The sequence below is a fragment of the Pseudomonas sp. nanlin1 genome, assembly GCF_045571515.1.
GTDB lineage: Bacteria > Pseudomonadota > Gammaproteobacteria > Pseudomonadales > Pseudomonadaceae > Aquipseudomonas.
Genome location: NZ_CP124218.1, coordinates 1,438,831 through 1,461,846, shown reverse-complemented (window position 1 = coordinate 1,461,846; position 23,016 = coordinate 1,438,831). Strand labels below are relative to the sequence as shown.

Annotated in this window: 23 protein-coding genes; 11 read left to right on the top strand and 12 right to left on the bottom strand. The window is 61.2% G+C overall.

Going from position 1 to position 23,016, the window contains the following annotated elements; translation table 11 throughout:
* Positions 1-63: 63 nt before the first annotated feature.
* The 6 genes from lepB to rpoE all read right to left on the bottom strand — a co-directional run bounded on the left by lepB (position 64) and on the right by rpoE (position 6,783).
* A complete protein-coding gene (lepB, locus tag QCL65_RS06800) occupies positions 64-918 on the bottom strand; it encodes a signal peptidase I (RefSeq protein WP_407315486.1) in 855 nt (284 codons plus the stop codon).
* A 9-nt stretch (positions 919-927) separates the two neighbouring features.
* Positions 928-2,724, bottom strand: coding sequence for a translation elongation factor 4 (gene lepA / locus QCL65_RS06795; protein ID WP_407315485.1), 1,797 nt, complete (start codon positions 2,722-2,724; stop codon positions 928-930).
* A gap of 195 nt (positions 2,725-2,919) precedes the next feature.
* Complete coding sequence (locus QCL65_RS06790; RefSeq protein WP_407316721.1) at positions 2,920-4,296, bottom strand: DegQ family serine endoprotease; 1,377 nt, start codon at positions 4,294-4,296, stop codon at positions 2,920-2,922.
* 315 nt (positions 4,297-4,611) lie between these two features.
* The gene (locus tag QCL65_RS06785; protein WP_407315484.1) at positions 4,612-5,580 is read right to left on the bottom strand and encodes a MucB/RseB C-terminal domain-containing protein; all 969 of its coding nucleotides are present in this window, start codon (positions 5,578-5,580) and stop codon (positions 4,612-4,614) included.
* An 8-nt stretch (positions 5,581-5,588) separates the two neighbouring features.
* The gene (locus QCL65_RS06780; RefSeq protein ID WP_407315483.1) at positions 5,589-6,170 is read right to left on the bottom strand and encodes a sigma-E factor negative regulatory protein; all 582 of its coding nucleotides are present in this window, start codon (positions 6,168-6,170) and stop codon (positions 5,589-5,591) included.
* Between the two features lie 31 nt (positions 6,171-6,201).
* A complete protein-coding gene (gene rpoE / locus QCL65_RS06775) occupies positions 6,202-6,783 on the bottom strand; it encodes an RNA polymerase sigma factor RpoE (protein WP_407315482.1) in 582 nt (193 codons plus the stop codon).
* Between the two features lie 529 nt (positions 6,784-7,312).
* On the opposite strand from rpoE, the gene nadB reads away from it, so the two are divergent.
* A complete protein-coding gene (gene nadB / locus QCL65_RS06770) occupies positions 7,313-8,929 on the top strand; it encodes an L-aspartate oxidase (protein WP_407315481.1) in 1,617 nt (538 codons plus the stop codon).
* Here the strand turns inward: nadB and QCL65_RS06765 are convergent.
* Positions 8,898-9,350: a protein YgfX gene (locus tag QCL65_RS06765; RefSeq protein ID WP_407315480.1), complete on the bottom strand. Its 453-nt coding sequence runs from the start codon at positions 9,348-9,350 to the stop codon at positions 8,898-8,900. The two genes, nadB and QCL65_RS06765, sit on opposite strands and share 32 nt — an antisense overlap.
* Positions 9,334-9,588, bottom strand: a complete 255-nt coding sequence (locus QCL65_RS06760; protein ID WP_407315479.1) for a succinate dehydrogenase assembly factor 2 — start codon at positions 9,586-9,588, stop codon at positions 9,334-9,336. Before QCL65_RS06760 ends, QCL65_RS06765 begins: the two co-directional genes overlap by 17 nt.
* 144 nt (positions 9,589-9,732) lie before the next feature.
* Here QCL65_RS06760 and QCL65_RS06755 point away from each other — a divergent pair, with 144 nt between their 5' ends.
* Together QCL65_RS06755 and QCL65_RS06750 are read left to right on the top strand one after the other, a co-directional pair.
* Positions 9,733-10,674: a YgfZ/GcvT domain-containing protein gene (locus QCL65_RS06755; RefSeq protein WP_407315478.1), complete on the top strand. Its 942-nt coding sequence runs from the start codon at positions 9,733-9,735 to the stop codon at positions 10,672-10,674.
* A 46-nt stretch (positions 10,675-10,720) separates the two neighbouring features.
* A complete protein-coding gene (locus tag QCL65_RS06750; RefSeq protein WP_407316719.1) occupies positions 10,721-11,530 on the top strand; it encodes an HDOD domain-containing protein in 810 nt (269 codons plus the stop codon).
* Here QCL65_RS06750 and QCL65_RS06745 read toward each other — a convergent pair.
* Together QCL65_RS06745 and QCL65_RS06740 are read right to left on the bottom strand one after the other, a co-directional pair.
* Entirely contained in the window at positions 11,523-12,926 is a 1,404-nt protein-coding gene (locus tag QCL65_RS06745; RefSeq protein ID WP_407315477.1) for a sensor histidine kinase, read from the bottom strand. The genes QCL65_RS06750 and QCL65_RS06745 overlap by 8 nt on opposite strands.
* The gene (locus tag QCL65_RS06740; RefSeq protein WP_407315476.1) at positions 12,919-13,590 is read right to left on the bottom strand and encodes a response regulator; all 672 of its coding nucleotides are present in this window, start codon (positions 13,588-13,590) and stop codon (positions 12,919-12,921) included. Before QCL65_RS06740 ends, QCL65_RS06745 begins: the two co-directional genes overlap by 8 nt.
* Before the next feature lie 245 nt (positions 13,591-13,835).
* On the opposite strand from QCL65_RS06740, the gene QCL65_RS06735 reads away from it, so the two are divergent.
* The 4 genes from QCL65_RS06735 (at position 13,836) to QCL65_RS06720 (ending at position 17,897) form a co-directional block, all read left to right on the top strand.
* Positions 13,836-14,816 carry a Bug family tripartite tricarboxylate transporter substrate binding protein gene (locus QCL65_RS06735; RefSeq protein ID WP_407315475.1) on the top strand — a complete coding sequence of 327 codons (981 nt, stop codon included), beginning with the start codon at positions 13,836-13,838 and terminating at the stop codon, positions 14,814-14,816.
* Between the two features lie 77 nt (positions 14,817-14,893).
* Positions 14,894-15,352: a tripartite tricarboxylate transporter TctB family protein gene (locus tag QCL65_RS06730; RefSeq protein WP_407315473.1), complete on the top strand. Its 459-nt coding sequence runs from the start codon at positions 14,894-14,896 to the stop codon at positions 15,350-15,352.
* Positions 15,353-15,355: 3 nt separating this feature from the next.
* The gene (locus QCL65_RS06725) at positions 15,356-16,870 is read left to right on the top strand and encodes a tripartite tricarboxylate transporter permease (protein ID WP_407315472.1); all 1,515 of its coding nucleotides are present in this window, start codon (positions 15,356-15,358) and stop codon (positions 16,868-16,870) included.
* Positions 16,863-17,897: an AbrB family transcriptional regulator gene (locus tag QCL65_RS06720; protein WP_407315471.1), complete on the top strand. Its 1,035-nt coding sequence runs from the start codon at positions 16,863-16,865 to the stop codon at positions 17,895-17,897. The genes QCL65_RS06725 and QCL65_RS06720 overlap by 8 nt, the downstream gene beginning before the upstream one ends.
* Here QCL65_RS06720 and ung read toward each other — a convergent pair.
* Positions 17,886-18,578 carry a uracil-DNA glycosylase gene (gene ung / locus QCL65_RS06715; RefSeq protein WP_407316717.1) on the bottom strand — a complete coding sequence of 231 codons (693 nt, stop codon included), beginning with the start codon at positions 18,576-18,578 and terminating at the stop codon, positions 17,886-17,888. The two genes, QCL65_RS06720 and ung, sit on opposite strands and share 12 nt — an antisense overlap.
* 128 nt (positions 18,579-18,706) lie before the next feature.
* Here ung and QCL65_RS06710 point away from each other — a divergent pair, with 128 nt between their 5' ends.
* Positions 18,707-19,819 (top strand): enoyl-CoA hydratase/isomerase family protein, encoded by a 1,113-nt coding sequence (locus QCL65_RS06710; RefSeq protein ID WP_407315470.1) that lies wholly within the window; start codon positions 18,707-18,709, stop codon positions 19,817-19,819.
* A 106-nt stretch (positions 19,820-19,925) separates the two neighbouring features.
* On the opposite strand, the gene QCL65_RS06705 is transcribed toward QCL65_RS06710, so the two are convergent.
* A complete protein-coding gene (locus tag QCL65_RS06705) occupies positions 19,926-20,327 on the bottom strand; it encodes a hypothetical protein (protein ID WP_407315469.1) in 402 nt (133 codons plus the stop codon).
* 261 nt (positions 20,328-20,588) lie between these two features.
* On the opposite strand from QCL65_RS06705, the gene QCL65_RS06700 reads away from it, so the two are divergent.
* Genes QCL65_RS06700 through QCL65_RS06690 form a run of 3 tightly spaced genes read left to right on the top strand, consistent with a single transcriptional unit; the run spans position 20,589 to position 23,013 of the window.
* A complete protein-coding gene (locus QCL65_RS06700; RefSeq protein WP_407315468.1) occupies positions 20,589-22,073 on the top strand; it encodes a diguanylate cyclase in 1,485 nt (494 codons plus the stop codon).
* Positions 22,066-22,287: a cysteine-rich CWC family protein gene (locus QCL65_RS06695; protein ID WP_407315467.1), complete on the top strand. Its 222-nt coding sequence runs from the start codon at positions 22,066-22,068 to the stop codon at positions 22,285-22,287. The genes QCL65_RS06700 and QCL65_RS06695 overlap by 8 nt, the downstream gene beginning before the upstream one ends.
* Positions 22,288-23,013: a pseudouridine synthase gene (locus QCL65_RS06690; protein ID WP_407315466.1), complete on the top strand. Its 726-nt coding sequence runs from the start codon at positions 22,288-22,290 to the stop codon at positions 23,011-23,013.
* The last annotated feature ends 3 nt before the right edge of the window (positions 23,014-23,016 follow it).

Sequence of the window (23,016 nt, the reverse complement as noted above, 5' to 3'; positions counted from 1 at the left end):
GCCCCCTTCTTGGGAATCTGCCCTAAAGCAAAATCGGCGCTGTCCAGGACAGCGCCGCTTCGATTACTTGATCAGCCCAACGCGCGAAAGGTTCGGCATGTGGCTGAGTTTCGGCTCCGGCCAGCTCAACCAGACGGCAAAGGCCTTACCGACAATGTTGCGGTCCGGGACCATACCCAGCAGCTCTTTGGGAATGTTGGGGTCGTCCCAATAGCGGCTGTCGTTGGAGTTGTCGCGGTTGTCGCCCATCATGAAGTAGTGCCCGGTGGGCACGGTCCACTGGCTGTCCGGCGGCGCGTGGTAACGGCCCATTTCCTTACGGATCATGTGTTCGACGTCGCCGAGTTTCTCTTGGTAGAGCTCTGCGGTGCCTAACGTGCCCTGCTCGGTGCCCAGCAATTGCTCTGCCACCAACTGGTCGTTCACATACAGGCGCTTGTCGCGAGTATAGCGAATGTGGTCGCCCGGCAACCCCACCACACGCTTGATGTAGTTGACGTTAGGGTCGGTGGGGAAACGGAAGACCATGACGTCACCGCGTTGCGGGTCACCGATCTCGATAATTTTCTTATCGATGACCGGCAGGCGAATACCGTAGGAGAACTTGTTCACCAGGATGAAATCACCCACTTCCAGGGTCGGCTTCATCGACCCCGAAGGGATCTGGAAGGGTTCGACCAGGAACGAGCGCAGCACCAATACAATGAACAGCACCGGGAAGAACGATTTACCGTACTCCACCAGCAGCGGCTCTTTGTTCAAACGCTCGACCACGACCCGGTCCGGCTCGCCCACACTGCCTTGGTAGGTAGCGATAGCGGCGCGCCGACGCGGGGCCAGGAACAGCAGATCGACCAAGGCCAAGACACCGCAAACGGCAACGGCAATGACCAGCAACAGCGGAAAATTAAATGACATAGGACCCGACTATTCCAACCTGAGCACGGCGAGGAAGGCTTCTTGTGGAATCTCCACGTTACCCACCTGCTTCATGCGTTTTTTACCGGCCTTCTGCTTCTCCAGCAGCTTGCGTTTACGGCTGACGTCGCCGCCATAACACTTGGCAAGTACGTTCTTTCTGAGAGCCTTGACCGTGGTCCGCGCGACGATCTGGCCACCAATGGCCGCCTGAATCGCTACATCGAACATCTGCCGAGGAATCAGCTCCTTCATTTTTTCGGTCAACGCGCGACCTTTGTAGTTCGCGTTGTCGCGGTGCACGATCAACGCCAGGGCATCGACCTTGTCGCCGTTGATCAGCACATCCAGCTTGACCAGATTAGCCGACTGGTAACGCTCGAAATGGTAGTCCAGCGAAGCGTAACCACGGCTGGTCGACTTCAGACGGTCGAAGAAGTCCAGCACCACTTCGTTCATCGGCAGGTCATAGCGAACCTGCACTTGGGTGCCGAGGAACTGCATGTCCCGTTGCACGCCGCGCTTTTCGATGCACAAGGTTATGACGTTACCCAAGTGCTCTTGAGGCACGAGGATAGTCGCCGAAACGATCGGCTCGCGGAAGTCTTCGACAGATGAAATATCCGGAAGCTTCGACGGGTTGTCGATGTAAATGGTTTCGCCGGTTTTGAGTACCACCTCAAAAATAACGCTGGGTGCCGTGGTGATGAGGTCCAGGTTGTACTCGCGCTCTAGGCGCTCCTGGATGATCTCCATGTGCAACATGCCCAGGAACCCGCAACGGAAGCCAAAGCCTAGGGCGTCGGAGCTTTCAGGGGCGTATTGCAAGGAGGAGTCGTTGAGGGTGAGTTTCTGCAACGCTTCGCGGAAATCTTCGAAGTCGTCGGAGCTGACCGGGAACAGACCGGCATACACCTGCGGCTGAATGCGTTTGAAGCCCGGCAGCACTTCGACGTTCGGGGTGGTGCTCAAGGTGAGCGTGTCGCCCACTGGCGCCCCGTGAATGTCTTTGATACTGGCGATGATAAAGCCCACTTCACCGGCCTTGAGGTCAGCGGTGGCTGTGTGCTTAGGAGTAAACACGCCGACGCTGTCGACCAGGTGCATCTTGCCGGTGGATTTGACCAGGATCTTGTCGCCCTTCTTCACCCGGCCATGGCGTACGCGCACCAAGGAGACCACGCCCAGGTAATTGTCGAACCACGAGTCGATGATCAAAGCCTGCAGAGGGTCTTCGATATTGCCGGTAGGCGCCGGGATGGTGTGCACCAGGCGTTCGAGCACTTCCAGCACACCCATGCCGCTTTTGGCGCTGCACGCCACGGCGTCGGTGGCGTCGATACCGATGATCTTCTCGATTTCGTCCTTAACGCGCTCCGGGTCTGCCTGGGGCAGGTCCATCTTGTTCAGCACCGGCATGACTTCCAGGCCTTGCTCGATGGCGGTATAGCAGTTGGCGACCGATTGCGCCTCGACACCCTGGCCGGCATCGACCACCAGCAGCGCACCTTCGCACGCGGCCAGCGAGCGGCTGACTTCATAGGTGAAGTCAACGTGGCCGGGCGTATCGATGAAATTCAGCTGGTAGGTTTTGCCGTCCTGGGCTTTGTAGTGCAGCGTGACGCTGTGAGCCTTGATAGTAATGCCGCGCTCGCGTTCAAGGTCCATGGAGTCGAGGACCTGAGCGGCCATCTCGCGATCGGCAAGGCCGCCGCACAACTGGATGAACCGATCGGCCAGGGTCGACTTGCCATGGTCGATGTGGGCGATGATGGAGAAATTGCGGATATGACTCAAATCACTCACGGGTCAACACTCGAAAAGGCTGCGGGCCGGACGCCCAACGAAAAATAGCCGGGAATTGTACCTGATTTTTCCCGGCAGGGGGTCTTGCAGCGGGCACGAGTTGCCAGCCATAGGCGCAAAGCCCTGATGCAGCGAGCCCCGGCGCAACTTCTCCGGGGCTCTTGGCTCATCGATCAGGACGTGTAGCGGGTGCGATCAATCCGCCAGTTTGAAGGTAATGAAGCTGGCTCGCCCTTGGCGCAACACGCGCATGGACACCGAACGATTCTTCGGCAGGTCTTTGGCGATGTCGGTAAAGCCTTTGGCCGAGGTGATCGCCTGGTTGTTCAGGTGAGTGATGACATCACCGGGCTGCAGGCCGATCAGCGCCGCCGGGCCATCTTGAACCTCCTTGATCACCACGCCACCTTTGAGCTCCAGGGCCTTCTGCTGCTCGGCAGTCAGCTCGGCAACGGAAACGCCTAGGCGGTTGGCACTGCGCTCGGGGGCACCCGGAGCACCGCCCGCGGCAACCTGGTCGTCATCCGGCAGCGCGCCCACGGTGACTTCAAGGTTTTGCCGCTTGCCACCGCGAATCACTTCCAGCTTCGCTTTGGCGCCGTCTTTCATGCTACCCACCAGATGCGGCAAGTCGGCGGACATGTTGATCGGCTGGCCATTGATGCTGAGGATCACATCGCCTACCTGCAAACCACCTTTGGCGGCTGGGCCGTCTTCCATCACCTGAGCCACCAGGGCGCCAGCTGGCTTGTCCAGGCCGAACGACTCGGCGAGGTCCTTATTGACCTCCTGAATCACAACACCTAACCAACCGCGGCTGACCTTCCCGTCTTTTTTCAACTGATTGGAAACGTCCAGCGCGACGTCGATGGGAATGGCGAACGAAAGGCCCATGAAGCCCCCCGAACGGGTAAAGATCTGCGAGTTGATCCCCACCACCTCACCGTCCATGTTGAACAGCGGGCCGCCCGAGTTGCCCGGGTTGATGGCCACGTCGGTCTGGATAAACGGCACATAGGTGTCATTGGGCAGGGTACGTCCTTTGGCACTGACGATACCTTTGGTCACCGAGTGGTCAAAGCCGAACGGCGAACCGATGGCCAATACCCACTCACCGACTTTCAACTTGGCCGAATCACCCAGCTTCACCGTTGGCAGGTTTTTGCCGTCGATTTTCAGCAGAGCCACGTCGGTGCGCGGGTCGGTACCCACCAGCTTGGCTTTCAACTCGCTGCGGTCGGACAGCCGAACGATGATCTCGTCGGCATCGGCGATCACGTGGTTGTTGGTTAACACGTAACCGTCATCGGAAATGATGAACCCAGAGCCCAGCGACTGCGCTTCGCGCTGGCGATCACCACGGGGCGTTTGCGGGCTACGGGGCATGTTGCGCTCGAAAAATTCGCGAAACATGGGCGGCAGGCCTTCGAGGTCAGGCATTTGGTTGCCTGCCATACGCTCGGGCATTTTCTGCGTGGTACTGATGTTCACCACCGCCGGTGAGGCCTGCTCCACCAACGTGGTGAAGTCCGGCAGGGACTCGGCCTGGGCATTAGCGACCTGGCCGAGCATCAGCAGCGCGGCGAATAGGGATAGATAAGATTTGAAACGTGGTATTGACATACAACTCCCGTTCATAACGAGCATGGTTAAGCATGGGGGGCTAGCACACGCCCGCTACCGGCATTGGCACCGAACGATAACTCACCCTGGAGGGTCCAGCGAGGGCCAACCAGATCCCCCCTTTGAGGTATTGAGCTATAAGAAAATTTGGGAGCTTTTGCAACAATGGCCACATAACTTTCATGTTCAAGCCCACTTACAAAGTTTTGCAGTAAGTGTCGGAGAAATCCGCATAAGCGGCCAGCCTCCCGCAAATCAAGGGTTTCAGCGGCTTGCCGCGCCGTCTCTCTCGCGCATTGACAGCGCGATGCGCTCAGCCGTGCCCAGCGGGATTTCACCTACCACCGTCACCATCAGTTCACCCGAGGGCGTCGTCAAACGGCGCGAAACCGCTGCCGTGGGGCCTACCTGAGTACGGATATCGTTGGAAGTGGTGCCATTGAGTGATTCGACAAAAACCGAGAAGCGCGACAGGCCATCGTCGTACAGCAATCGCGTTACCTGCCCCTTCCCGCCAAGCCCTTTGATCATATGGCTTTGCACTAACTCAAAGCCCGCGGGCAGCCATTCGGCGTGCCAAGGCGCCAAGGCCGGCTCCACCGAAGGGCTTGCAGCGCCAGGGGCGGCTATTGCAATTGGCTTGCAGTCTGCACTGGGCTGGAGCTGGGCCGGTGTAGGCGCTACGGGGTTAAGCCGAGTGAACTGGAAACGCTCCAGCAAACGGCTTTTTTCATCCAGCAGCAATGATTTGAGCAATACCGCAGAAGCTTTATCCAGGTGCCATTCGAACCCGAAGCGGTACTGATCCTTCGGCGCCAGCTTGACCACCACAGCCTCACGCCCCGCTACACGGGAAGTACCCGCCACGGAGAGGTCATACCAGGACATTAATTTGAGGGGATCAAGCTTGCGCTCGGAGGGCTTGGGCGCGCTGTCGACACCAGCGTCAAGCGAGCCGGTGACACATTGCGTGAGGTCGTTGCTACGGACGATCTCTAATGGGGCCCCGTCCATTTGCAGAACTCTCTCGCTGACCTTGCCATTTTGCACCAGGTGCCAAATGTCATGGGTGGAGAAGCTGCCGCTACGATCGTAAACAAACGTCCCTTGATAGCTTTGCAGCTGCTCGGCTTTTGCCATGCGGTTCAACCACTGTGAGGCGTCTGGCTCGGCATGGGCCGCGACGCTCAGGCATCCACCGAGCACTAGCGCTGTCAGGGGTAACGCGCGCATGTTCGACCTTATTGGTTTTCCATGCTTGCCGCACGAGCATAAGGCAGAGCGCTATCAGCCCCCTTCACCGCAGCATCTTGAGCGTGCTGACGCAGGTAGCCAGGCAGACGTTGGTCCGGCTGGTTCTGCAACACGCCATTGGCCATGGGGCCAGTCGGCTGATCGGCGCTTTCAGTGTAACCCGCCAATACGGCCGGGCCTTGCACCTGCGGCATCGACGAAGCGGGTTGAACGGGCTGTTGAGCCAGTTCGGCGCCGCTGATGTCGTCCTGGTTGTACAAGCGTACACCGGCCAAAACAGCGACAGTGACCGATGCCGCTACGGCCAAACGGCCCAGACCACGCCATGGGCCACGGGTGGCTGCCACTGGAGCGACCTCTTCTGCGATGGCCGCTGCCACGGCAGCGGACAGATCCAGGCGCGGATCCAGCAGATCCTTGTGCATCACTGCTCGTACCAATTGGTAACGAGCCCAGGTGGCGCGGGTTTCGGCGTCGTCAAGGGCGCTGATGACCCGACGCAGTTCCAATTCGTCCGCTTCGTTGTCCATTACCGCGGACAGCGATTCCTGCAGGGCTTCACGACTCATGGCGGTTCCTCTCTTGGCTGTCGCCGCTGTCTCAGTTTTCCTGCAACAGGGGCTGCAGGGCTTTATCGATGGCTTCCCGAGCGCGAAAAATTCGGGAGCGCACGGTGCCCACTGGACATTGCATGACACTGGCAATGTCCTCGTAACTCAGACCATCAAACTCACGTAAAGTTAATGCCGTACGCAAATCTTCTGGCAACTGCTGGATAGTTCGATGGACGGTGCCTTCGATCTCATCGCGCAGTAGTGAGCGTTCCGGCGACTCGAGATCCTTGAGGCCATGATCGCCATCGTAGAATTCCGCGTCTTCAGAACTCACATCGCTATCAGGTGGCCTGCGTCCTCGGGACACCAGATAGTTCTTCGCGGTGTTGATGGCGATACGGTAAAGCCACGTGTAAAAGGCACTGTCACCACGAAAGTTACCGAGAGCCCTATACGCCTTGATGAACGCTTCCTGCGCTACGTCCTGGGCTTCATGGGTGTCGTGCACGAACCGCACGATCAACCCGAGAATCTTGTGCTGATACTTCAGCACCAACAGATCGAAAGCTCGCCGATCTCCGCGCTGTACGCGCTCGACCAGTTGCTGATCCTCTTCCTGGGTTAGCATGAACACTCCTCGTTGAACCTGAAGGAGCGTCGCTTCTGCCATCGTTCAGGCTTGTAACCATAGACTCGGGCTTTTCGCAAAAGTTCTCCCCTCCAGGCAAGTTTCCTGCAGGCTCCCAATTAGGCCTACACGAAAGACGCGGCACGGTCGTACCGTGCCGCGCTAATAATCTTGTCGCTGAACCTCCTATGCAGAAGCCCTAAGCCTCTACCCGAATATTCAACGCAGTCCCCTTCGGATGGGCAACCTTCTATTGATACCTGTCAACGCGGGAAAGTTCCCAGGAATCAGCGGGATTGCCCCTTCCAACATCATGAAATGAATCGATACAGCAGGGTCAATAACGGCGACAGTAGCGATCTACAGGGCTGCACTGCTATAACTGCGCGCCCCATCGTACCGTTCGATGGTCTCATAATGCCATGAAGGCCCGGCCATTGTGCCGCTAGGCTTCAAAAGAATGCTAGTGCCGTCGCACATTACGATGTCACCCGCTTGCCTCCACCTCGAATAAAAACAGACGAATTCCATGAGCGAGCAGTATCAACACGATGTTCTGGTAATCGGCAGCGGCGCCGCAGGCTTGAGCCTCGCGCTGACACTGCCTGCGCACCTGCGGGTTGCGGTGTTGAGCAAAGGCGACCTGGCCAATGGCTCGACCTTTTGGGCCCAAGGCGGCGTCGCGGCGGTACTGGACGAGACTGACACCGTGCAGTCTCACGTCGAGGATACCCTCAATGCCGGCGCCGGCCTGTGCGATGAGGCTGCCGTGCGCTTTACCGTCGAGCACAGCCGCGAAGCCATCCAATGGCTGATCGACCAAGGCGTGCCATTCACCCGCGACGAAGGCGCCGAGCACGAACAGGGCGCCTTCGAATACCACCTCACCCGTGAGGGCGGGCACAGCCACCGGCGCATCATTCACGCGGCCGATGCCACCGGCGCGGCGATCTTCACCACGCTGTTGGGCCAAGCTCGCCAACGCGGCAATATCGACCTGCTGGAGCAACGGGTCGCGGTCGACCTGATCACCGACAAGCGCCTGGGCCAGCCCGGCGACCGCTGCCTGGGGGCCTACGTACTGAACCGCAGCACGGGCGAAGTCGACACATTTGGCGCTCGCTTCACCGTGCTGGCCTGCGGCGGCGCGGCCAAAGTTTACCTCTATACCAGCAACCCCGACGGCGCCTGTGGCGACGGCATCGCCATGGCCTGGCGCGCCGGATGCCGGGTGGCCAACCTGGAATTCAACCAGTTTCATCCAACGTGCCTGTACCATCCCGAGGCCAAAAGCTTTTTGATTACCGAGGCGCTGCGCGGCGAAGGCGCGTTGCTCAAATTGGCCAATGGCGAGCGCTTTATGCAGCGTTTCGACCCGCGCGCCGAACTCGCGCCTCGGGACATCGTGGCCCGCGCCATCGACCATGAAATGAAACGCCTGGGCGCCGACTGCGTGTACCTTGACATCAGCCACAAGCCGGCCGAGTTCATCAAGAGCCATTTCCCCACGGTGTATGAGCGCTGCCTCGCCTACGCCATCGACATCACCCGCCAGCCCATCCCCGTAGTGCCCGCCGCGCACTACACCTGCGGCGGGGTTATGGTGGATCAGCACGGCCTCACGGACGTACCTGGGCTGTATGCCATCGGCGAAACCAGCTTCACCGGCTTGCACGGGGCCAACCGCATGGCCAGTAACTCCTTGCTGGAGTGCTTCGTTTACGGCCGTGCGGCCGCTGGCCATATCAGCGCCCAACTGGACCAAGTACAGCCACCCCGCGCCCTGCCCAGCTGGGATGCCAGCCAGGTCACCGACTCGGATGAAGACGTGATTATCGCGCACAACTGGGACGAACTTCGGCGCTTTATGTGGGACTACGTTGGCATCGTGCGCACCACCAAGCGCCTGCAGCGAGCCCAGCATCGAGTGCGTTTGCTGCTCGATGAGATCGATGAGTTTTACAGTAACTACAAGGTGAGCCGCGACTTGATCGAGCTGCGCAACCTGGCCCAGGTGGCTGAGCTGATGATCCAGTCGGCCATGCAGCGCAAAGAAAGCCGTGGCCTGCATTACACCCTGGACTACCTCGACATGCTACCCGAGGCCGTCGACACTATTCTGCAGCCGCCCACCTACGGCGACTGAACTTCAAGCGCAAGCGCAGGCGGCGGTGCAATTGCGGCGGTAAGGTGTCACGGGGCAGGCAAACACTGGAGGTGAAAAACGCGCCCGCTACGCGGAACCGCAATATCACCAGAAACGGCTGAGCGATGCTGTCAGGCAGCAAGGTGACCGATTGCCACCCCGAAGCCGCCGAGAAGGCCTGCCAGCCTCTACTGGTGCGGCGAAAACCGCTGAACGCGCGCGGGCTACTCAGGCTGATCTGCCTCGGCACCACCCAGGCTCCATGGGCAACGCAGGCAATCAGCGCCGCTGCTGCCCAGGCGGGCGCGATGTCTATTAACAGGATGGCCAATATGGCCATGCCTTGCGCCACCAGATAAGCGATCAGCAGGTAACGCGATGCCTGCCAATGGCACTCGAAGCGATCACTTGGGCTGGACACGGTCCAGAATCATCCGAACCATGCGCTGCAGCTCTGGGTCTTCGGACTCGGCGCGCTCCATGAACCAGCCGAACATGTCCTGGTCCTCACATTCCAGCAGGCGCCGATAGCACTCACGGTCGGTGTCGTTCAGGTGCGGGTAGACCTCCTTCACGAACGGCACCAGCAGTACGTCCAGCTCCAGCATGCCGCGGCGGCTATGCCAGTACAGCCGGTTCAGTTCAATGTCTTCGACCATGCAGCCCTCCTCAAATAGGCGCGCAGTATACCCCTAGCGACGCGCCGTCACACCTGGCCGTTCGTATCGGCGTGGTTCTGCGACCTACCTATTTTGGTGATCGCGCTCTATCATGGTGACCAGTCTCTTTACCTGCGATCAACCATGGCCGACTCAGCTTTCTTCACAGCCCTTTCCCACGAAGGTGTCCTGGCCGTACGCGGCTCGGACGCCAGCAAATTCCTCCAGGGTCAATTGACCTGCAACCTTAACTACCTCAACGAAAACCAGGCCAGCCTCGGCGCCCGCTGTACCCAAAAGGGCCGCATGCAGTCGAGTTTTCGCATCTTATTGCAAGGTGACGGGTGCCTGCTGGCGATGGCCCGCGAGCTGATCGAAGCGCAATTGGCCGACCTGAAAAAGTACGCCGTGTTCTCCAAATCCAAGCTGACCGATGAAAGCGCCGAATGGGTGCGCTTCGGCCTTGAGCACGGCGATGGCGCCTTGGTTAGCCTGGGCCTCGACCTGCCCCACGGCGAGCATGCCGTGGCCCGCAACGAAGCCCTTATCGCGGTGCGGGTGTCTGCCGACCGCGCCGAGCTGTGGGCCCCCGCGGCCCAAGCCGACAACCTGCACACCCGCCTGGCTGCGCAACTGCGCGAAGGCTCTTTGAACGACTGGCTATTGGGTCAGGTGCGCGCCGGTATTGGCCAAGTCATGGCACAGACACGGGAAATGTTTATCCCGCAGATGCTCAATCTGCAGGCGGTGGGCGGCGTCAGCTTCAAGAAAGGCTGCTACACGGGCCAGGAAATCGTCGCGCGCATGCAGTACCTGGGCAAGCTCAAACGCCGCCTTTACCGCGTGCAGTTGGCCAGTGGCGAACTGCCTGAGCCGGGCACCGGGATATTCGCGCCGGGGGTCAACAGCGCCGTGGGCGAGGTTGCCCTGGGCGCTATCGCCGACCAAGGTGCTGAACTGCTGGCAGTGCTACAAGCCGACGCAGTGGAAAAAGGCCAGTTGCACCTCGGCACCGCCGAGGGCCCTGCGTTGACGCTACTTAGCCTGCCCTATGGATTGGACCGTGACCGTGAAATTCAACAGTGACTCTCACCCACCCGCTGGGCAGCCGTTGCGCTTCTCGGACGACAATATGAACGAGCTGGCAGCCAAGGCGCTGGAGGACCTCAACGCGGCGATCGTCGCCGACGCTCTGATTCTGCCAACCTTGCCCGAAGTCGCCTGGAAGATTCGTGAAGCCTGCGAGGACCCCGATGTCGATCTGGCCCGCCTGAGCCGGGTCATCGGCAGCGACACAGCGCTGTCGGCGCGCCTGATGAAGGTGGTCAATAGCCCGACCATGCGGCCGCTGCACGAGGTGCGTGACTTGCAGGGGGCAATTAGCCGCCTGGGTATCAACTACAGCTGTAACCTGGCTATTGGCCTGGTGATCGAGCAGATCTTCCATGCCCGTTCCCCCATCGTCGCGCAAAAAATGCACGATATCTGGCGCAGCAGCCTGGAAATCGCGGGGATCAGCCATGAGCTGGCGCGGCGTTTCACCCGCTTGCCCCCAGATCAAGCCGCTTTGGCTGGGCTGGTCCATCAAATTGGCGCATTGCCGATCCTGGGCTATGCCGAAGAAGCCACCGAATTGCTCGACGACCTGGTTAGCCTCGAATATGTGATCGAGCAACTGCATCCGCAATTGGGCCGACATATTTTGGCCCAGTGGGATTTCCCGCCGACGCTGGTAGAGGTTCCCGAGCAGTACCAGAATTTGCGCCGTCTATCCCCACAAGTCGATTACGCCGACGTGGTCACAGTCGCCAACCTGATCAACCAGCGCGAAGCCGACCCCGAGCCATTTGCCCAGGTGCCGGCCTGGCGTCAACTAGGGTTGCATGCACAGCCGGGCCTGAGCGCTGAAGAGCTCGATGAAGCGCGGAAATTGTTCAGCTAAGCGCCTGCGGTTCGGCTACCACGAAACTGACCCGCACTTTCAGCCCGCCAGACTGGCCGTCATGCAGGCTGATTTCCGCCAAATGGGCACGGCAGATCTCGCCGACGATGGCCAACCCCAGGCCGGTGCCCGACGCTTGCGTGTTGCTGCGGTAAAAGCGCTCGAATACCCGCTCGCGCTCGGCCATGGGTATACCAGGGCCGTCGTCCTCGACTTCCAGTACAGCCGGTGCGGTGACCCGCAGAATCACATTACCGCCCGACGGCGTATGGGCCAGCGCATTGTCCACCAGGTTGCTGAGCAATTCGTTGAGCAACGTCGGCTCGCCCCGCAGCCATACCGGCTCGTCCGCCTCCAACGCCAGCGCCACGCCCCGGGCATGGGCCAGGGGTGCCATGGCCATGCCCAGCTCGCGGGCCAGTTGGCTAAGGTCCAGAACCTGCGCGCCGCCTTCGGCAATAGCCCGTGCGCCATTCTCGACCCTGGCCAGGGACAACAACTGATTGGCCAGATGGGTCAAGCGGTCGGCCCCTTGGGCGGCCGATTCGAGCGTGGAGTGCCACACCGGCGGCTCCGGCGAGCGCAGCCCCAGCTCGACCCGCGCCTTCAGGGCGGCCAGCGGTGTACGCAGCTCGTGGGCCGCGTCGGCAATGAATTGCGCCTGGCGCTCGAACTGCTCGCGCAGACGCTCGGTGAAATGGTTCAGGGCCCGCAGCAGCGGCCATAACTCCTGCTGTACTTCCACCAACGGCAAAGGCCGCAGGTCGTCGGGGCGGCGTTGCTCGACTGCCGTGCGCAGCAGCTCAAGGGGCCGCAAAGCGGCGCTGACGGTCAACCAGACCATCAACAAAGCGCCCACCCCGAGCATGCCCAGGCGCAACAAGGTGTCGGCCATCAAGCTGCGGGCCATGGCCACCCGCGCCTCTTCGGTTTCCGCCACGCGGATCTCGGCCATGCCATTCATGTTGGGCTCGCTGACCGGGCGCAACAGGCTGACCACCCGCACGTTCTGCCCCAGGTAACGGCCATTGTAGAAGCTCGCCAGGGCCGGGTACGCGTCGGTGCGCAAAGTGCCGGGCGGTGGGCCGGGCAGGTTCTCATAGCCGGAGATCAGCTGCTTATTGATGTCATTGACTTGGTAATAGATACGCCCGGCGCTGTCGTAGGCGAACGTATCGAGGGCCACATAAGGCACATCGGCACTCAGGGTGCCGTCCCGCTGGGAGAGGCCTGCGGCGATGGTTCTGGCCGAGGCCAGCAACGTGCGGTCATAGGCCGTGTCGGCCGCTTCGCGACCGTTCCAATAGGCGCTCAGGCCACTGGCCAACATCAGCACCACCAACAACACCGCCAGGTTCCACAGTAAGCGCCAGCGCAGACTGCCCGGGTCAGCCATCTTTGCTCTCCAGCAGGTAACCCAGGCCGCGGAAGGTGACAATGGCTACCGCCTGGCCATCGAGCTTTTTGCGCAGCCGGTGTACGTAGATTTCGATGGAGTCGGCGCTGGCGTCTTCATCCAGGCCAAACACTTGCGCGGCGAGTTGCTCCTTGCTCATTACCCGCCCCGGCCGGGCGATCAGGGCTTCGAGTACCGACTGCTCACGAGACGTCAGGGTCAAGGGCTCTCCCGACAAACTAAACCGCCGCGTGTCCAGGTCATAGCTCAGAGCACCGCAACGCTGCTGACGCTCGCCGCCCAACACGGTACGCCGCAACAGCGCCTTGACCCGCGCTTCCAGCTCGGTCAACTCGAAGGGCTTGGCCAGGTAATCATCGGCGCCCAGGTTCAGCCCATGCACGCGGTCTTTGACGTCGCTGCGCGCTGTGAGCATCAACACGGGCAGGTTTTTGCCGCGCCCACGCAGGCGCGCGAGCACTTCGAAGCCATCCAGGCGGGGCAAGCCGACATCGAGTATCGCTACGGCGTACTCTTCGCTGCTCAAGGCCAGATCAGCGGCCACCCCATCGTGTAACACATCCACGGTCAGGCCAAGGCCCTTGAGGGCCTGGGCGACGCTTTCGGCCAGCTGAGGATGGTCTTCGACCAGCAAGACGCGCATCGAATTCTCCAGGTTACGTGAGCTGATAGTGCCATGAAGGGCGTGACGCCCGCAGCCAAGGCGCGAGCGCCCCGGAGTGTACCGCCGTGCCAGCCAATATTGGAGTTATTGTGACAAGGTTTGTCCGCTGAAAGCTTGGTGAAAGGTTGGCGCCCTATCGTTTGTACAAGGGTGATCCAATTCCGATCTCTCCGGAAAAACACCACGAAGTGTTTTCGACCCACAAAAACAATAATGGAGTCACTATGAAAGCCGCCCTGCGCCCGCTTGTCCTGGCCGCTTCATGCATGCTGCTGTCCAGCCAGCTGCTCGCCGCCGAACCTTCCCGCCCCGAATGTATCGCACCCGCCTCACCCGGTGGTGGCTTCGACTTGACCTGCAAATTGGTGCAGAGCGCACTGATCAACGAAAAAATCCTCAGCAAACCGATGCGCGTTACCTACATGCCCGGTGGCGTCGGTGCCGTGGCCTATAACGCCGTGGTAGCCCAGCGCCCAGCCGACGCCGGGACCTTGGTCGCCTGGTCCAGCGGCTCGCTGTTGAACCTGGCGCAAGGCAAGTTCGGCCGTTTCGACGAAACCAACGTGCGCTGGCTGGCAGCCGTGGGCACCAGCTATGGCGCCATCGCGGTCAAGAGTGACTCCCCCTACAAAACCCTCGACGACCTGGTCAAGGCTCTGAAAGCCGACCCGAGCAAGGTGGTCATCGGCTCTGGCGGCACCGTTGGCAGCCAGGACTGGATGCAAACCGCGTTGATTGCCAAGGCCGCCGGGATCAACCCGCGCGACCTGCGCTACGTAGCCCTCGAAGGCGGCGGCGAAATCGCCACTGCACTGCTGGGCGGGCATATTCAGGTGGGCAGTACGGACATCTCCGACTCCATGCCCCACATCCTCAGTGGTGACATGCGCCTGCTCGCGGTGTTCGCCGATGAGCGCCTGGACGAGCCGGAAATGAAGAACATCCCCACCGCCAAAGAGCAGGGCTACGACATTGTCTGGCCGGTGGTACGCGGTTTCTACCTGGGGCCAAAGGTGCCCGACGAGCAGTACGCCTGGTGGAAAGAGGCGTTCGACAAACTGCTGGTTTCGGAGGAATTCGCCAAGCTGCGTGATCAGCGCGAGCTGTTCCCGTTCGCCATGACCGGGCCGGAGCTGGACACCTACGTCAAGGCACAAGTAGCCCGCTACAAAGAGATGGCCAAGGAATTCGGGCTGGTTCAGTAAGCGCTAGGTTTTGTCGGGGCCCGAGCCCCTCGCCCCCGGGGCGCGTGCGACGCGCCTCTTGCTAAAGGATTTCCAGCATGATCATGCAACGCATCTTTGCGTCTGTGCTGCTGCTCGCCTGCGCCATTTTGGCGGCCATGGCCTGGCCCTACCAAGCGGCCTATTCCTACGAGCCGGTGGGCCCACGTGCCTACCCATTGTTGATGCTTGGGCTATTGGCCCTGGCGTCGCTGTACATGTTGATCCGCCCTGCCCCAATCGTGCTCAAAGACGATGAACAGCCACTGGACGCGCCCACGCTGAAAAAGATCGGCGCATGCATCCTCCTGCTGCTGATATTCGCCGGCCTGTTCGAGCCCGCAGGCTTCATCATCGCCAGCATCGTGATCGGCATTCCCATGGGCCGCTTGTACGGCGGCCGCTGGGTGCCGAGCATCGTCTGCGCCGTGGTCATGAGCATCGGCCTGTACCTGCTCTTCGACAAAGTCATGGACGTGCCTCTGCCCCTTGGCTTGCTCAGCGTTCTGGAGAACTGATCTATGGATACTTTTGGTTATCTGGCGCAAGGCTTTGGCGTTGCCCTGACCCCTTACAACTTGGTCACCGCGTTTTCCGGCACCCTGATCGGCACCGTGGTCGGCTTGCTGCCAGGCTTGGGCCCGATCAACGGCGTAGCGTTGCTGATCCCCATCGCGTTCGCCCTGGGGCTGCCGCCTGAATCGGCGCTGATTCTGCTGGCGGCGGTGTACCTGGGCTGCGAGTACGGTGGCCGCATCAGCTCGATCCTGCTCAACATTCCCGGTGAAGCTTCCACCGTCATGACCACCCTCGACGGCTACCCCATGGCCCGCCAGGGCCTGGCCGGTGTGGCGCTGTCGCTGTCGGCCTGGAGCTCGTTCATCGGTGCCTTTATCGCCACTTGCGGCATGGTGCTATTCGCTCCGCTGCTGGCCAAATGGGCCATTGCCTTTGGGCCGGCCGAGTACTTCGTGCTGATGGTCTTTGCGATCGTCTGCCTGGGCGGCATGGCCGGCGATCGGCCGCTGAAAACCTTTATCGCCGCGTTGATCGGGCTGTTTCTGTCATGCGTCGGCATCGATGCCAACAGCGGCGTGTACCGCTTCACCGGTGACAATATCCACCTGACCGATGGCATTCAGTTCGTGGTGTTGGTGTTGGGCCTGTTCTCGGTCAGCGAGATTTTGCTGCTGCTGGAGAAAACCCACCACGGCCAACACGCCATGAAAGCGACCGGGCGCATGATGTTCAACCTCAAGGAGGCCGCTTCGGTGTTCTGGGTGAACATTCGCTGCGGCCTGTTGGGCTTTGTCATGGGCGTATTGCCAGGTGCTGGCGCGACCCTGGGTAGCGCTGTGGCCTACACCATGGAAAAACGCATTGCCGGGGCCAACAGCCAGTTCGGCAAAGGCGACAAACGCGGCCTGGCAGCCCCGGAAACCGCTATCGGTGCCGAAGCTTGCGGCGCCTTGGTGCCCATGCTGACCCTGGGGGTACCGGGTTCAGGTACCACCGCTGTGATGATCGGCGCTTTGTCGCTGTACAACATCACCCCTGGGCCGATGCTGTTCCAACAGCAACCCGACATCGTCTGGGGCTTGATCGCCTCGTTGTTTATCGCCAACGTCATGTTGGTGATCCTCAACATCCCGATGATCCGTATTTTCACGCGCATTCTCTCGGTGCCGAACTGGGCGCTGGTGCCGTTTATCGCCATCATCACCGGGATCGGCGTCTATGCGGTGCATGCGACTACCTTCGACCTGTTCCTGATGATCGGCATCGGTATCTTCGGCTACATCCTGCGCAAGTTGGACTTCCCGCTGTCGCCGGTGCTGTTGGGCTTTATCCTCAGCGGCTTGATGGAGCAGAACCTGCGCCGGGCGCTGTCGATCTCCAACGGCTCGCTGGACATCCTCTGGGGCAGCCCGATCACCCTGGGCGTGTGGGCACTGACTTGCATGATGCTGTTGCTGCCGCTGCTGCGCATCTGGAACAAACGCCGAGCCAACCGCCGCGCTGTGGCCAATGGCTAAAAGCTGGCTAACCACTTGGTGGGGAACGCCCTTCGTCGGTCTGGCAGGGGGTTACGTGGCCAGCCAGATCGGCTGGCCACTGCCGTGGATGATCGGCTCGCTGCTGGCGATTCTGCTGGTGCGCTGCCTGACCCCCTGGCAGTTGGCGGAGATCCCCGGTGGGCGCAAGACCGGGCAATGGGTGATCGGGGTAGGGATCGGCCTGCACTTCACGCCCCTGGTGATGGAGCAGGTGTCGCAACACATTGGCTTGATCCTCTGCGGTGCGCTGATCACCAGCGCCTCCAGCGTGGTCGGCGTGTGGTTGATGCGGCGCACCGGGGAAGACCGCGCTACGGCGTTCTTTTCCAGCATGCCGGGAGGCTCCGGGGAGATGGTCAACCTGGGCGCCCGCAACGGTGCAACCCTCAGCCTGGTGGCGGCGGGGCAAAGCCTACGCGTATTGGTTGTGGTGCTGTGCGTACCGGCGGTATTCAAATACCTGCTGGGCGACGGCGTGCCGCTCAACCATACCGGCAGCGTCAACTGGGCCTGGCTGGCGCTGATTTTCCCCCTGGGGGCGTTGGCCGCGTGGTTGTGGCAACGCTGCAAGCAACCCAACCCCTGGCTGTTCGGCCCCTTGCTGACCAGCGCGGCGATCAGCGTCGCCTGTGACCTGCACCTTGGCCTGCCCAACGGCGCCAGCCAAATCGGTCAATGGCTGATCGGCAGCGGCCTGGGCTGCCATTTCAACCGTGACTTCTTCCGCCGAGCGCCGTCGTTTCTTGCCCGCACGCTGCTCGGCACCCTGCTCACCATGCTGATCGCCGGGCTCTCGGCCTGGGGCCTTAGCGCCCTCACCCACTTGGACTTGCGCTCGCTAACCCTAGGCATGATGCCCGGCGGCATCGCCGAGATGAGCTTGACCGCCGAAACCCTGCAGTTATCGGTGCCGCTGGTTACGGCTATGCAGGTGATGCGCCTGATGTTCGTGCTGTTTTTGGCTGAAGCGCTGTTTCGCCGTTGGAATAAGCGTTCACTCGGGTAAACGCCAATCGATCGGGGCCTCGCCGTTCTGCTGCAGAAATTTATTGGTACGGCTGAAATGGCCGTTGCCAATAAAACCGCGGTGCGCCGACAGCGGTGACGGATGCACCGAGGTCAGCACCAGGTGCTTGCTGCTGTCGATCAACCCCTGCTTGCTTTGCGCATGGGCGCCCCAGAGCAAGAAAACCGTATGGGGCTGCTGTTCGCTGACCACCTGAATGATCCGGTCGGTAAAGTGCTGCCAGCCTTTCTTGGCATGGGACGCAGCATTGGCCCGCTCCACCGTCATGGTGGTGTTGAGCAGCAGCACGCCTTGGTCTGCCCAATGCTGCAGGCAACCATGACGGGGGATGTCGATGTTCAGGTCGCGCTTGAGCTCTTTGTAGATATTTTGCAAAGACGGCGGCGTCGGGATGCCCGGCTGTACTGAAAAGCACAAGCCGTGGGCCTGGCCCGGGCCGTGGTAAGGGTCCTGGCCGAGAATCACCACTTTCACCTGGGGCAGCGGCGTGGAGTTCAGGGCGTTGAAGATCAACGGGCCCGGTGGGTATATTTCCTTGCCGGCCGCGTGCTCCTGGCGCAGAAACTCGCGCAATTGCGCCATGTAAGGCTGCGCGAATTCGGCACGCAGGGCCTCTTTCCAGCTCGCTTGCAGTTTGATTCGATCGTCGGTGGTCATCAGGCTCGTCCGTAAAACAATGCGCGGACACTAGAAAAGCCGCCCGCGATTGTCAATCGACGCGCGGCGAGCAGTATCGGCGGTAGCGTCCATACTCAAGGCCTGCATGCATTAATCCATGAGAGGCTTGGATGAATCTGACCTTCGAAGAACTGACTGGGGTCGACGGCGCGCGCCTGGGCGTCGCTACCCTGAACGCTCCCGCTGCACTCAACGCCTTGTCGCTGCCCATGGTCCAGGCCCTCGCCGAACAGCTTAAACGCTGGGCCCACGACCCTCACGTCGCTTGCGTGCTGCTGCGCGGCAGTGGCCCTAAAGCGTTTTGCGCCGGCGGCGATGTACGCAGCCTGGTCGAGGCGTGCCGCGCCCACCCGGGCGAAGTGCCGCCCCTGGCCGCGCGCTTCTTTGCCGCCGAATACCGCCTGGACTACGACCTGCACACCTACCCCAAGCCCTTGATTGCCTGGGGCCATGGTTATGTCTTGGGCGGCGGCATGGGCTTGCTCCAGGGCGCCAACATTCGCATCGTCACCCCTAGCAGTCACCTGGCAATGCCAGAAATCAGCATCGGCCTGTACCCCGACGTCGGCGCCAGTTGGTTCCTTTCACGCCTGCCGGGCAAGCTGGGGTTGTTTCTCGCCCTCACCGGCGCCCCGCTCAATGCCCGCGATGCGCTGGACCTGGGCTTGGCCGACCGCTTTCTGCGCGAAGACCAACAAGACGCTCTGATCGACGGCTTGCTGCAAATCAACTGGCAGGAGCAAACCAAAATCCAGTTGGGTGGGCTGCTCAAGGCCTTACAACACGAAGCCCACAGCCTGCTACCCGAGGGCCGCTGGCTGGCCCGGCGCGAGCTGATCGACGAGTGTCTGGATGTCTGCGACGCGGTGGGCGCCTGGCGCGCGTTGCAGTTGTGGCGCGGGCACAGCGATCCGCTGCTGGACAAAGCCGCACAAACACTCGCGCAAGGCTGCCCGTTGACGGCGCTGCTGATTTGGCAACAACTGCACCGGGCCAGGCATTTGTCCCTGGCCCAGGTGTTTCAGATGGAATACACCCTGAGCTTGAATTGCTGCCGCCACCCGGAATTCGCCGAAGGGGTACGCGCCCGCATGATCGACCGCGACCAGCAGCCTCGCTGGCACTGGCCCGATATCGCCAGCATCCCGGCAGCGGTGGTCGAAGCGCATTTCAACAAAGCCTGGGAAGGCCGCCACCCGCTGGCGGATCTGTTGATTGCCTAAAAGACATCGGATTGTAGGAGGGGCCTCGGCCCCGATCTTTTGATCTTGGGCCGGTATACCGTATTAGGGGAAAAGATCGGGGGCAAGCCCCCTCCTACGGGGGCCATCACCGGTTATAACCCCGCCCTGGCCAGCCTCCGTTGGGCCGGTCGCGGCCTGGGCCGTTGCGCCCTGGGTGGCCTTGATAGCGCCGGTCATCGCGCGGGCCATGGTGCCAGCCGGGGCCTGGGCCACGGCGCTGGTCGGCGCGGTAGTAAGGCCGCGGCGAGTAACCCCAGCCCGGCGGCGGCGGTGCCGCGCGGTAATAACGGGGTGCGGGCACGTAATAACGTGGCGCCGGCGCAACGTAATAGCCACGGTTGTAGTACACACCGGTCTCTGGGTAATAGCCGCTTGGGTAGCGGTCGACGGTGTAAACCTCGCTACTGTAGTAACTTCCACCTCCGTATGGGACGCAAGCGCTCGTGAGCATACTCAGCACAGCAATGATCAGCAGTCGTCTATACATAGCGGCCTCCTCGACCGCGAAGCGGTTCGACCCAGCCAGGCTGGTCGACGCCGATGGGCAAGGCGCTCATCGACGCTACTAGGACCTTTAAAAATGAGTTTCAGTGCATCGTTGTAACACTTTGACACAAGCCGCTACATTGACGGTGCCTAAGCTGAGCACTCCCCTGGGCTGCCGCAAAAGGCGGCAAAAATCTCCAGTTATTTTCCCGCAAGAACACTAGAATATCGCCCATTCACTACCAGTCCTTGCGGGTTCCAGATGTATCGCTCTGCACTGTTTTCCCAACGCCCCCTCGTGTGGGCACTGGTTGGTTTGCTGGGCTGTGGTTTTCTGGCCACCTCCTTGCTGAGCTACTACGCCTCCCGGGCTTCCATCCGCGACAGCATCGTTAACACTGAACTGCCGCTGACCTCCGACACGGTCTATTCGGAAATCCAGAAAGACTTGGTCAGGCCCATCCTGATTTCCTCCATGATGGCCCGCGACACCTTTATGCGCGACTGGGTGGTAGGCGGCGAACGCGACCCTCAGCAAATGACCCGCTACCTCAACGAGGTCATGGCCCACTACGGTGCTTACACGGCGTTCTTCGTTTCCGACGCCACGCTGACGTACTACCAGGCCAAAGGCGTACTGAAACAGGTCCGCGCAGACGAGCCCCGCGACACCTGGTACTACCGTGTACGCGACATGGCCGAGCCCTATGAAATCAATGTCGATGTGGACATGGCCAACCAGGACAGCCTGACCTTCTTTATTAACTACAAAGTGTATGACTACGCCGAGCATTTCATTGGCGCCGCTGGTGTTGGGCTCACCGTCGACGCGGTGATCAAGCTGATCGACAAATACCAACAGCGTTACCAGCGCCGCGTGTACTTCGTCGACACCTTTGGCCGGCTGGTACTGACCGGTGCCGAGGGCGGCCCCCAAGGCGCCCGGGCCGGGCAGTCGCTGGCCAGCCTAAGCAGCATGAAAGACCTGATGGAGAAACTGCCGAAACCGGCCATTGGCAGCTATGAATACTCCGCCCAAGGCGAAGGGCATTTCCTCAACGTGCGTTTTATCCCCGAACTGAACTGGTACCTGTTCGTCGACAAACTAGAAGACCGCGCCCTGGGCGACATCCGCCAGTCGCTGTACCTGAACCTGTTGATTTGCCTGCTGGTGACCCTGGCCGTGCTGTTATTGCTCAACCGCATGTTGCGCGGCTATCAGCGGCGTATCCAGGCGCTGGCAACGGTGGACAGCCTGACCGGCCTGCCCAACCGCCGCGGCTTCGACCTGCTGGCCGTGCACGCGGTGCACGAAGCCAACCGCGACACCCAACCGCTGAGTGCCCTGCTGCTGGACCTCGACCATTTCAAGCAACTCAACGACAGCCACGGCCACTTGGCCGGCGACGAAGTGCTCAAAGGCTTCGCACAGGTTCTGGAAAACAGCCTGCGCCAGTCCGACGTCATTTGCCGCTGGGGCGGAGAAGAGTTCATCGTGTTACTGCGCAACAGCGACAGTGCCCACGCCACCCAGGTCGCCGAAAAAATCCGCCAGCACACCGAACAGCAGCCCTTTACCTTCGCTGACCAGGCCATCCACGTCACCGTCAGCATCGGCCAGACCGGCCTCCAGGCTGACGACACCCTGCAAAGCCTGATCGCCCGCGCTGACCGCGCCCTGTACCGAGCCAAACAGGCCGGGCGCAACCGGGTGTGCAGTGAACAAGGCAAATCCAGCTATGAGTGAAACCAACGCCAGCCGCTGCCCCGCCTGCGGCGCCAGCAATCAATGCAGCCTGGCCAACCCCGACACGGCCGCCCAGGCCTGCTGGTGCTACAGCGTCGCCATCGACCCGGCCGTATTAGAGCGCCTGCCCAGCGCACTGCGCAATGTGGCCTGCCTGTGCCCACGCTGCGCCGAGGTTGACCAGCAACTGCAGCTCCAAGCCAAGGCCCGCTAGGTGCGCCTAGACCGCTTCCTCAGCAACCTGCCGCGCTTCAACCGCCAGCAGGTGCGCACCTTGCTGGCCAGCGGCCGCTTGCGGGTCGACGGCAACGTGACCCGCGACCCCCATCACAAAGTTCGAATATTCAGCCGCGTCGAGCTGGACGAAGAAACCCTGCAAACCGGCCACGCCGCGCGCTACCTGATGCTGCACAAGCCCCCAGGCTGCGTCAGCGCCACCGACGACCCCGAACACCCCACAGTGCTAGACCTGATCGACGAGCCCGCGCGGCACGAACTGCACATCGCCGGGCGCCTGGACTTCAATACCTCCGGCTTGCTGCTGCTCACCAACGACGGCCAATGGTCACGCCGCCTGACCCAACCGGCCAGCAAACTGGCCAAGGTGTACCTGGTCGAAACCGAGCAGCCCATCGAAGCGCATTACATCGACACCTTTCGCCAAGGCCTGTACTTCGCCTTCGAAAACCTCACCACCCAACCCGCCGAACTGACCCTGCTGGGCCCCCGCACTGCACGGCTGAGCCTGGTCGAAGGGCGCTACCATCAGGTCAAACGCATGTTCGGCCATTTCCAAAACAAAGTCCTGCGCCTGCACCGCGAATCCATCGGCCCCCTGCCCCTGGACCGGCAGCTGGCACCCGGCGCCTACCGAGCATTGACCGCGCCAGAGCTACTGAGCCTGAGCGAGCCAGCAGGCCCTGAACAAGAAAAAGGTTAAGAA

Coding starts and splice junctions, on each gene's coding strand:
- QCL65_RS06705 (WP_407315469.1), bottom strand. CDS start 20,327: ATGTATAGACGACTGCTGATCATTGCTGTGCTGAGTATGCTCACGAGC.
- QCL65_RS06780 (WP_407315483.1), bottom strand. CDS start 6,170: ATGAGTCGTGAAGCCCTGCAGGAATCGCTGTCCGCGGTAATGGACAAC.
- QCL65_RS06790 (WP_407316721.1), bottom strand. CDS start 4,296: ATGCTCGGCCAGGTCGCTAATGCCCAGGCCGAGTCCCTGCCGGACTTC.
- QCL65_RS06730 (WP_407315473.1), top strand. CDS start 14,894: ATGATCATGCAACGCATCTTTGCGTCTGTGCTGCTGCTCGCCTGCGCC.
- QCL65_RS06720 (WP_407315471.1), top strand. CDS start 16,863: ATGGCTAAAAGCTGGCTAACCACTTGGTGGGGAACGCCCTTCGTCGGT.
- QCL65_RS06710 (WP_407315470.1), top strand. CDS start 18,707: ATGAATCTGACCTTCGAAGAACTGACTGGGGTCGACGGCGCGCGCCTG.
- QCL65_RS06760 (WP_407315479.1), bottom strand. CDS start 9,588: ATGGTCGAAGACATTGAACTGAACCGGCTGTACTGGCATAGCCGCCGC.
- QCL65_RS06750 (WP_407316719.1), top strand. CDS start 10,721: ATGAACGAGCTGGCAGCCAAGGCGCTGGAGGACCTCAACGCGGCGATC.
- nadB (WP_407315481.1), top strand. CDS start 7,313: ATGAGCGAGCAGTATCAACACGATGTTCTGGTAATCGGCAGCGGCGCC.
- rpoE (WP_407315482.1), bottom strand. CDS start 6,783: ATGCTAACCCAGGAAGAGGATCAGCAACTGGTCGAGCGCGTACAGCGC.
- QCL65_RS06695 (WP_407315467.1), top strand. CDS start 22,066: ATGAGTGAAACCAACGCCAGCCGCTGCCCCGCCTGCGGCGCCAGCAAT.
- QCL65_RS06785 (WP_407315484.1), bottom strand. CDS start 5,580: ATGCGCGCGTTACCCCTGACAGCGCTAGTGCTCGGTGGATGCCTGAGC.
- QCL65_RS06700 (WP_407315468.1), top strand. CDS start 20,589: ATGTATCGCTCTGCACTGTTTTCCCAACGCCCCCTCGTGTGGGCACTG.
- lepB (WP_407315486.1), bottom strand. CDS start 918: ATGTCATTTAATTTTCCGCTGTTGCTGGTCATTGCCGTTGCCGTTTGC.
- QCL65_RS06755 (WP_407315478.1), top strand. CDS start 9,733: ATGGCCGACTCAGCTTTCTTCACAGCCCTTTCCCACGAAGGTGTCCTG.
- QCL65_RS06735 (WP_407315475.1), top strand. CDS start 13,836: ATGAAAGCCGCCCTGCGCCCGCTTGTCCTGGCCGCTTCATGCATGCTG.
- QCL65_RS06725 (WP_407315472.1), top strand. CDS start 15,356: ATGGATACTTTTGGTTATCTGGCGCAAGGCTTTGGCGTTGCCCTGACC.
- QCL65_RS06740 (WP_407315476.1), bottom strand. CDS start 13,590: ATGCGCGTCTTGCTGGTCGAAGACCATCCTCAGCTGGCCGAAAGCGTC.
- QCL65_RS06745 (WP_407315477.1), bottom strand. CDS start 12,926: ATGGCTGACCCGGGCAGTCTGCGCTGGCGCTTACTGTGGAACCTGGCG.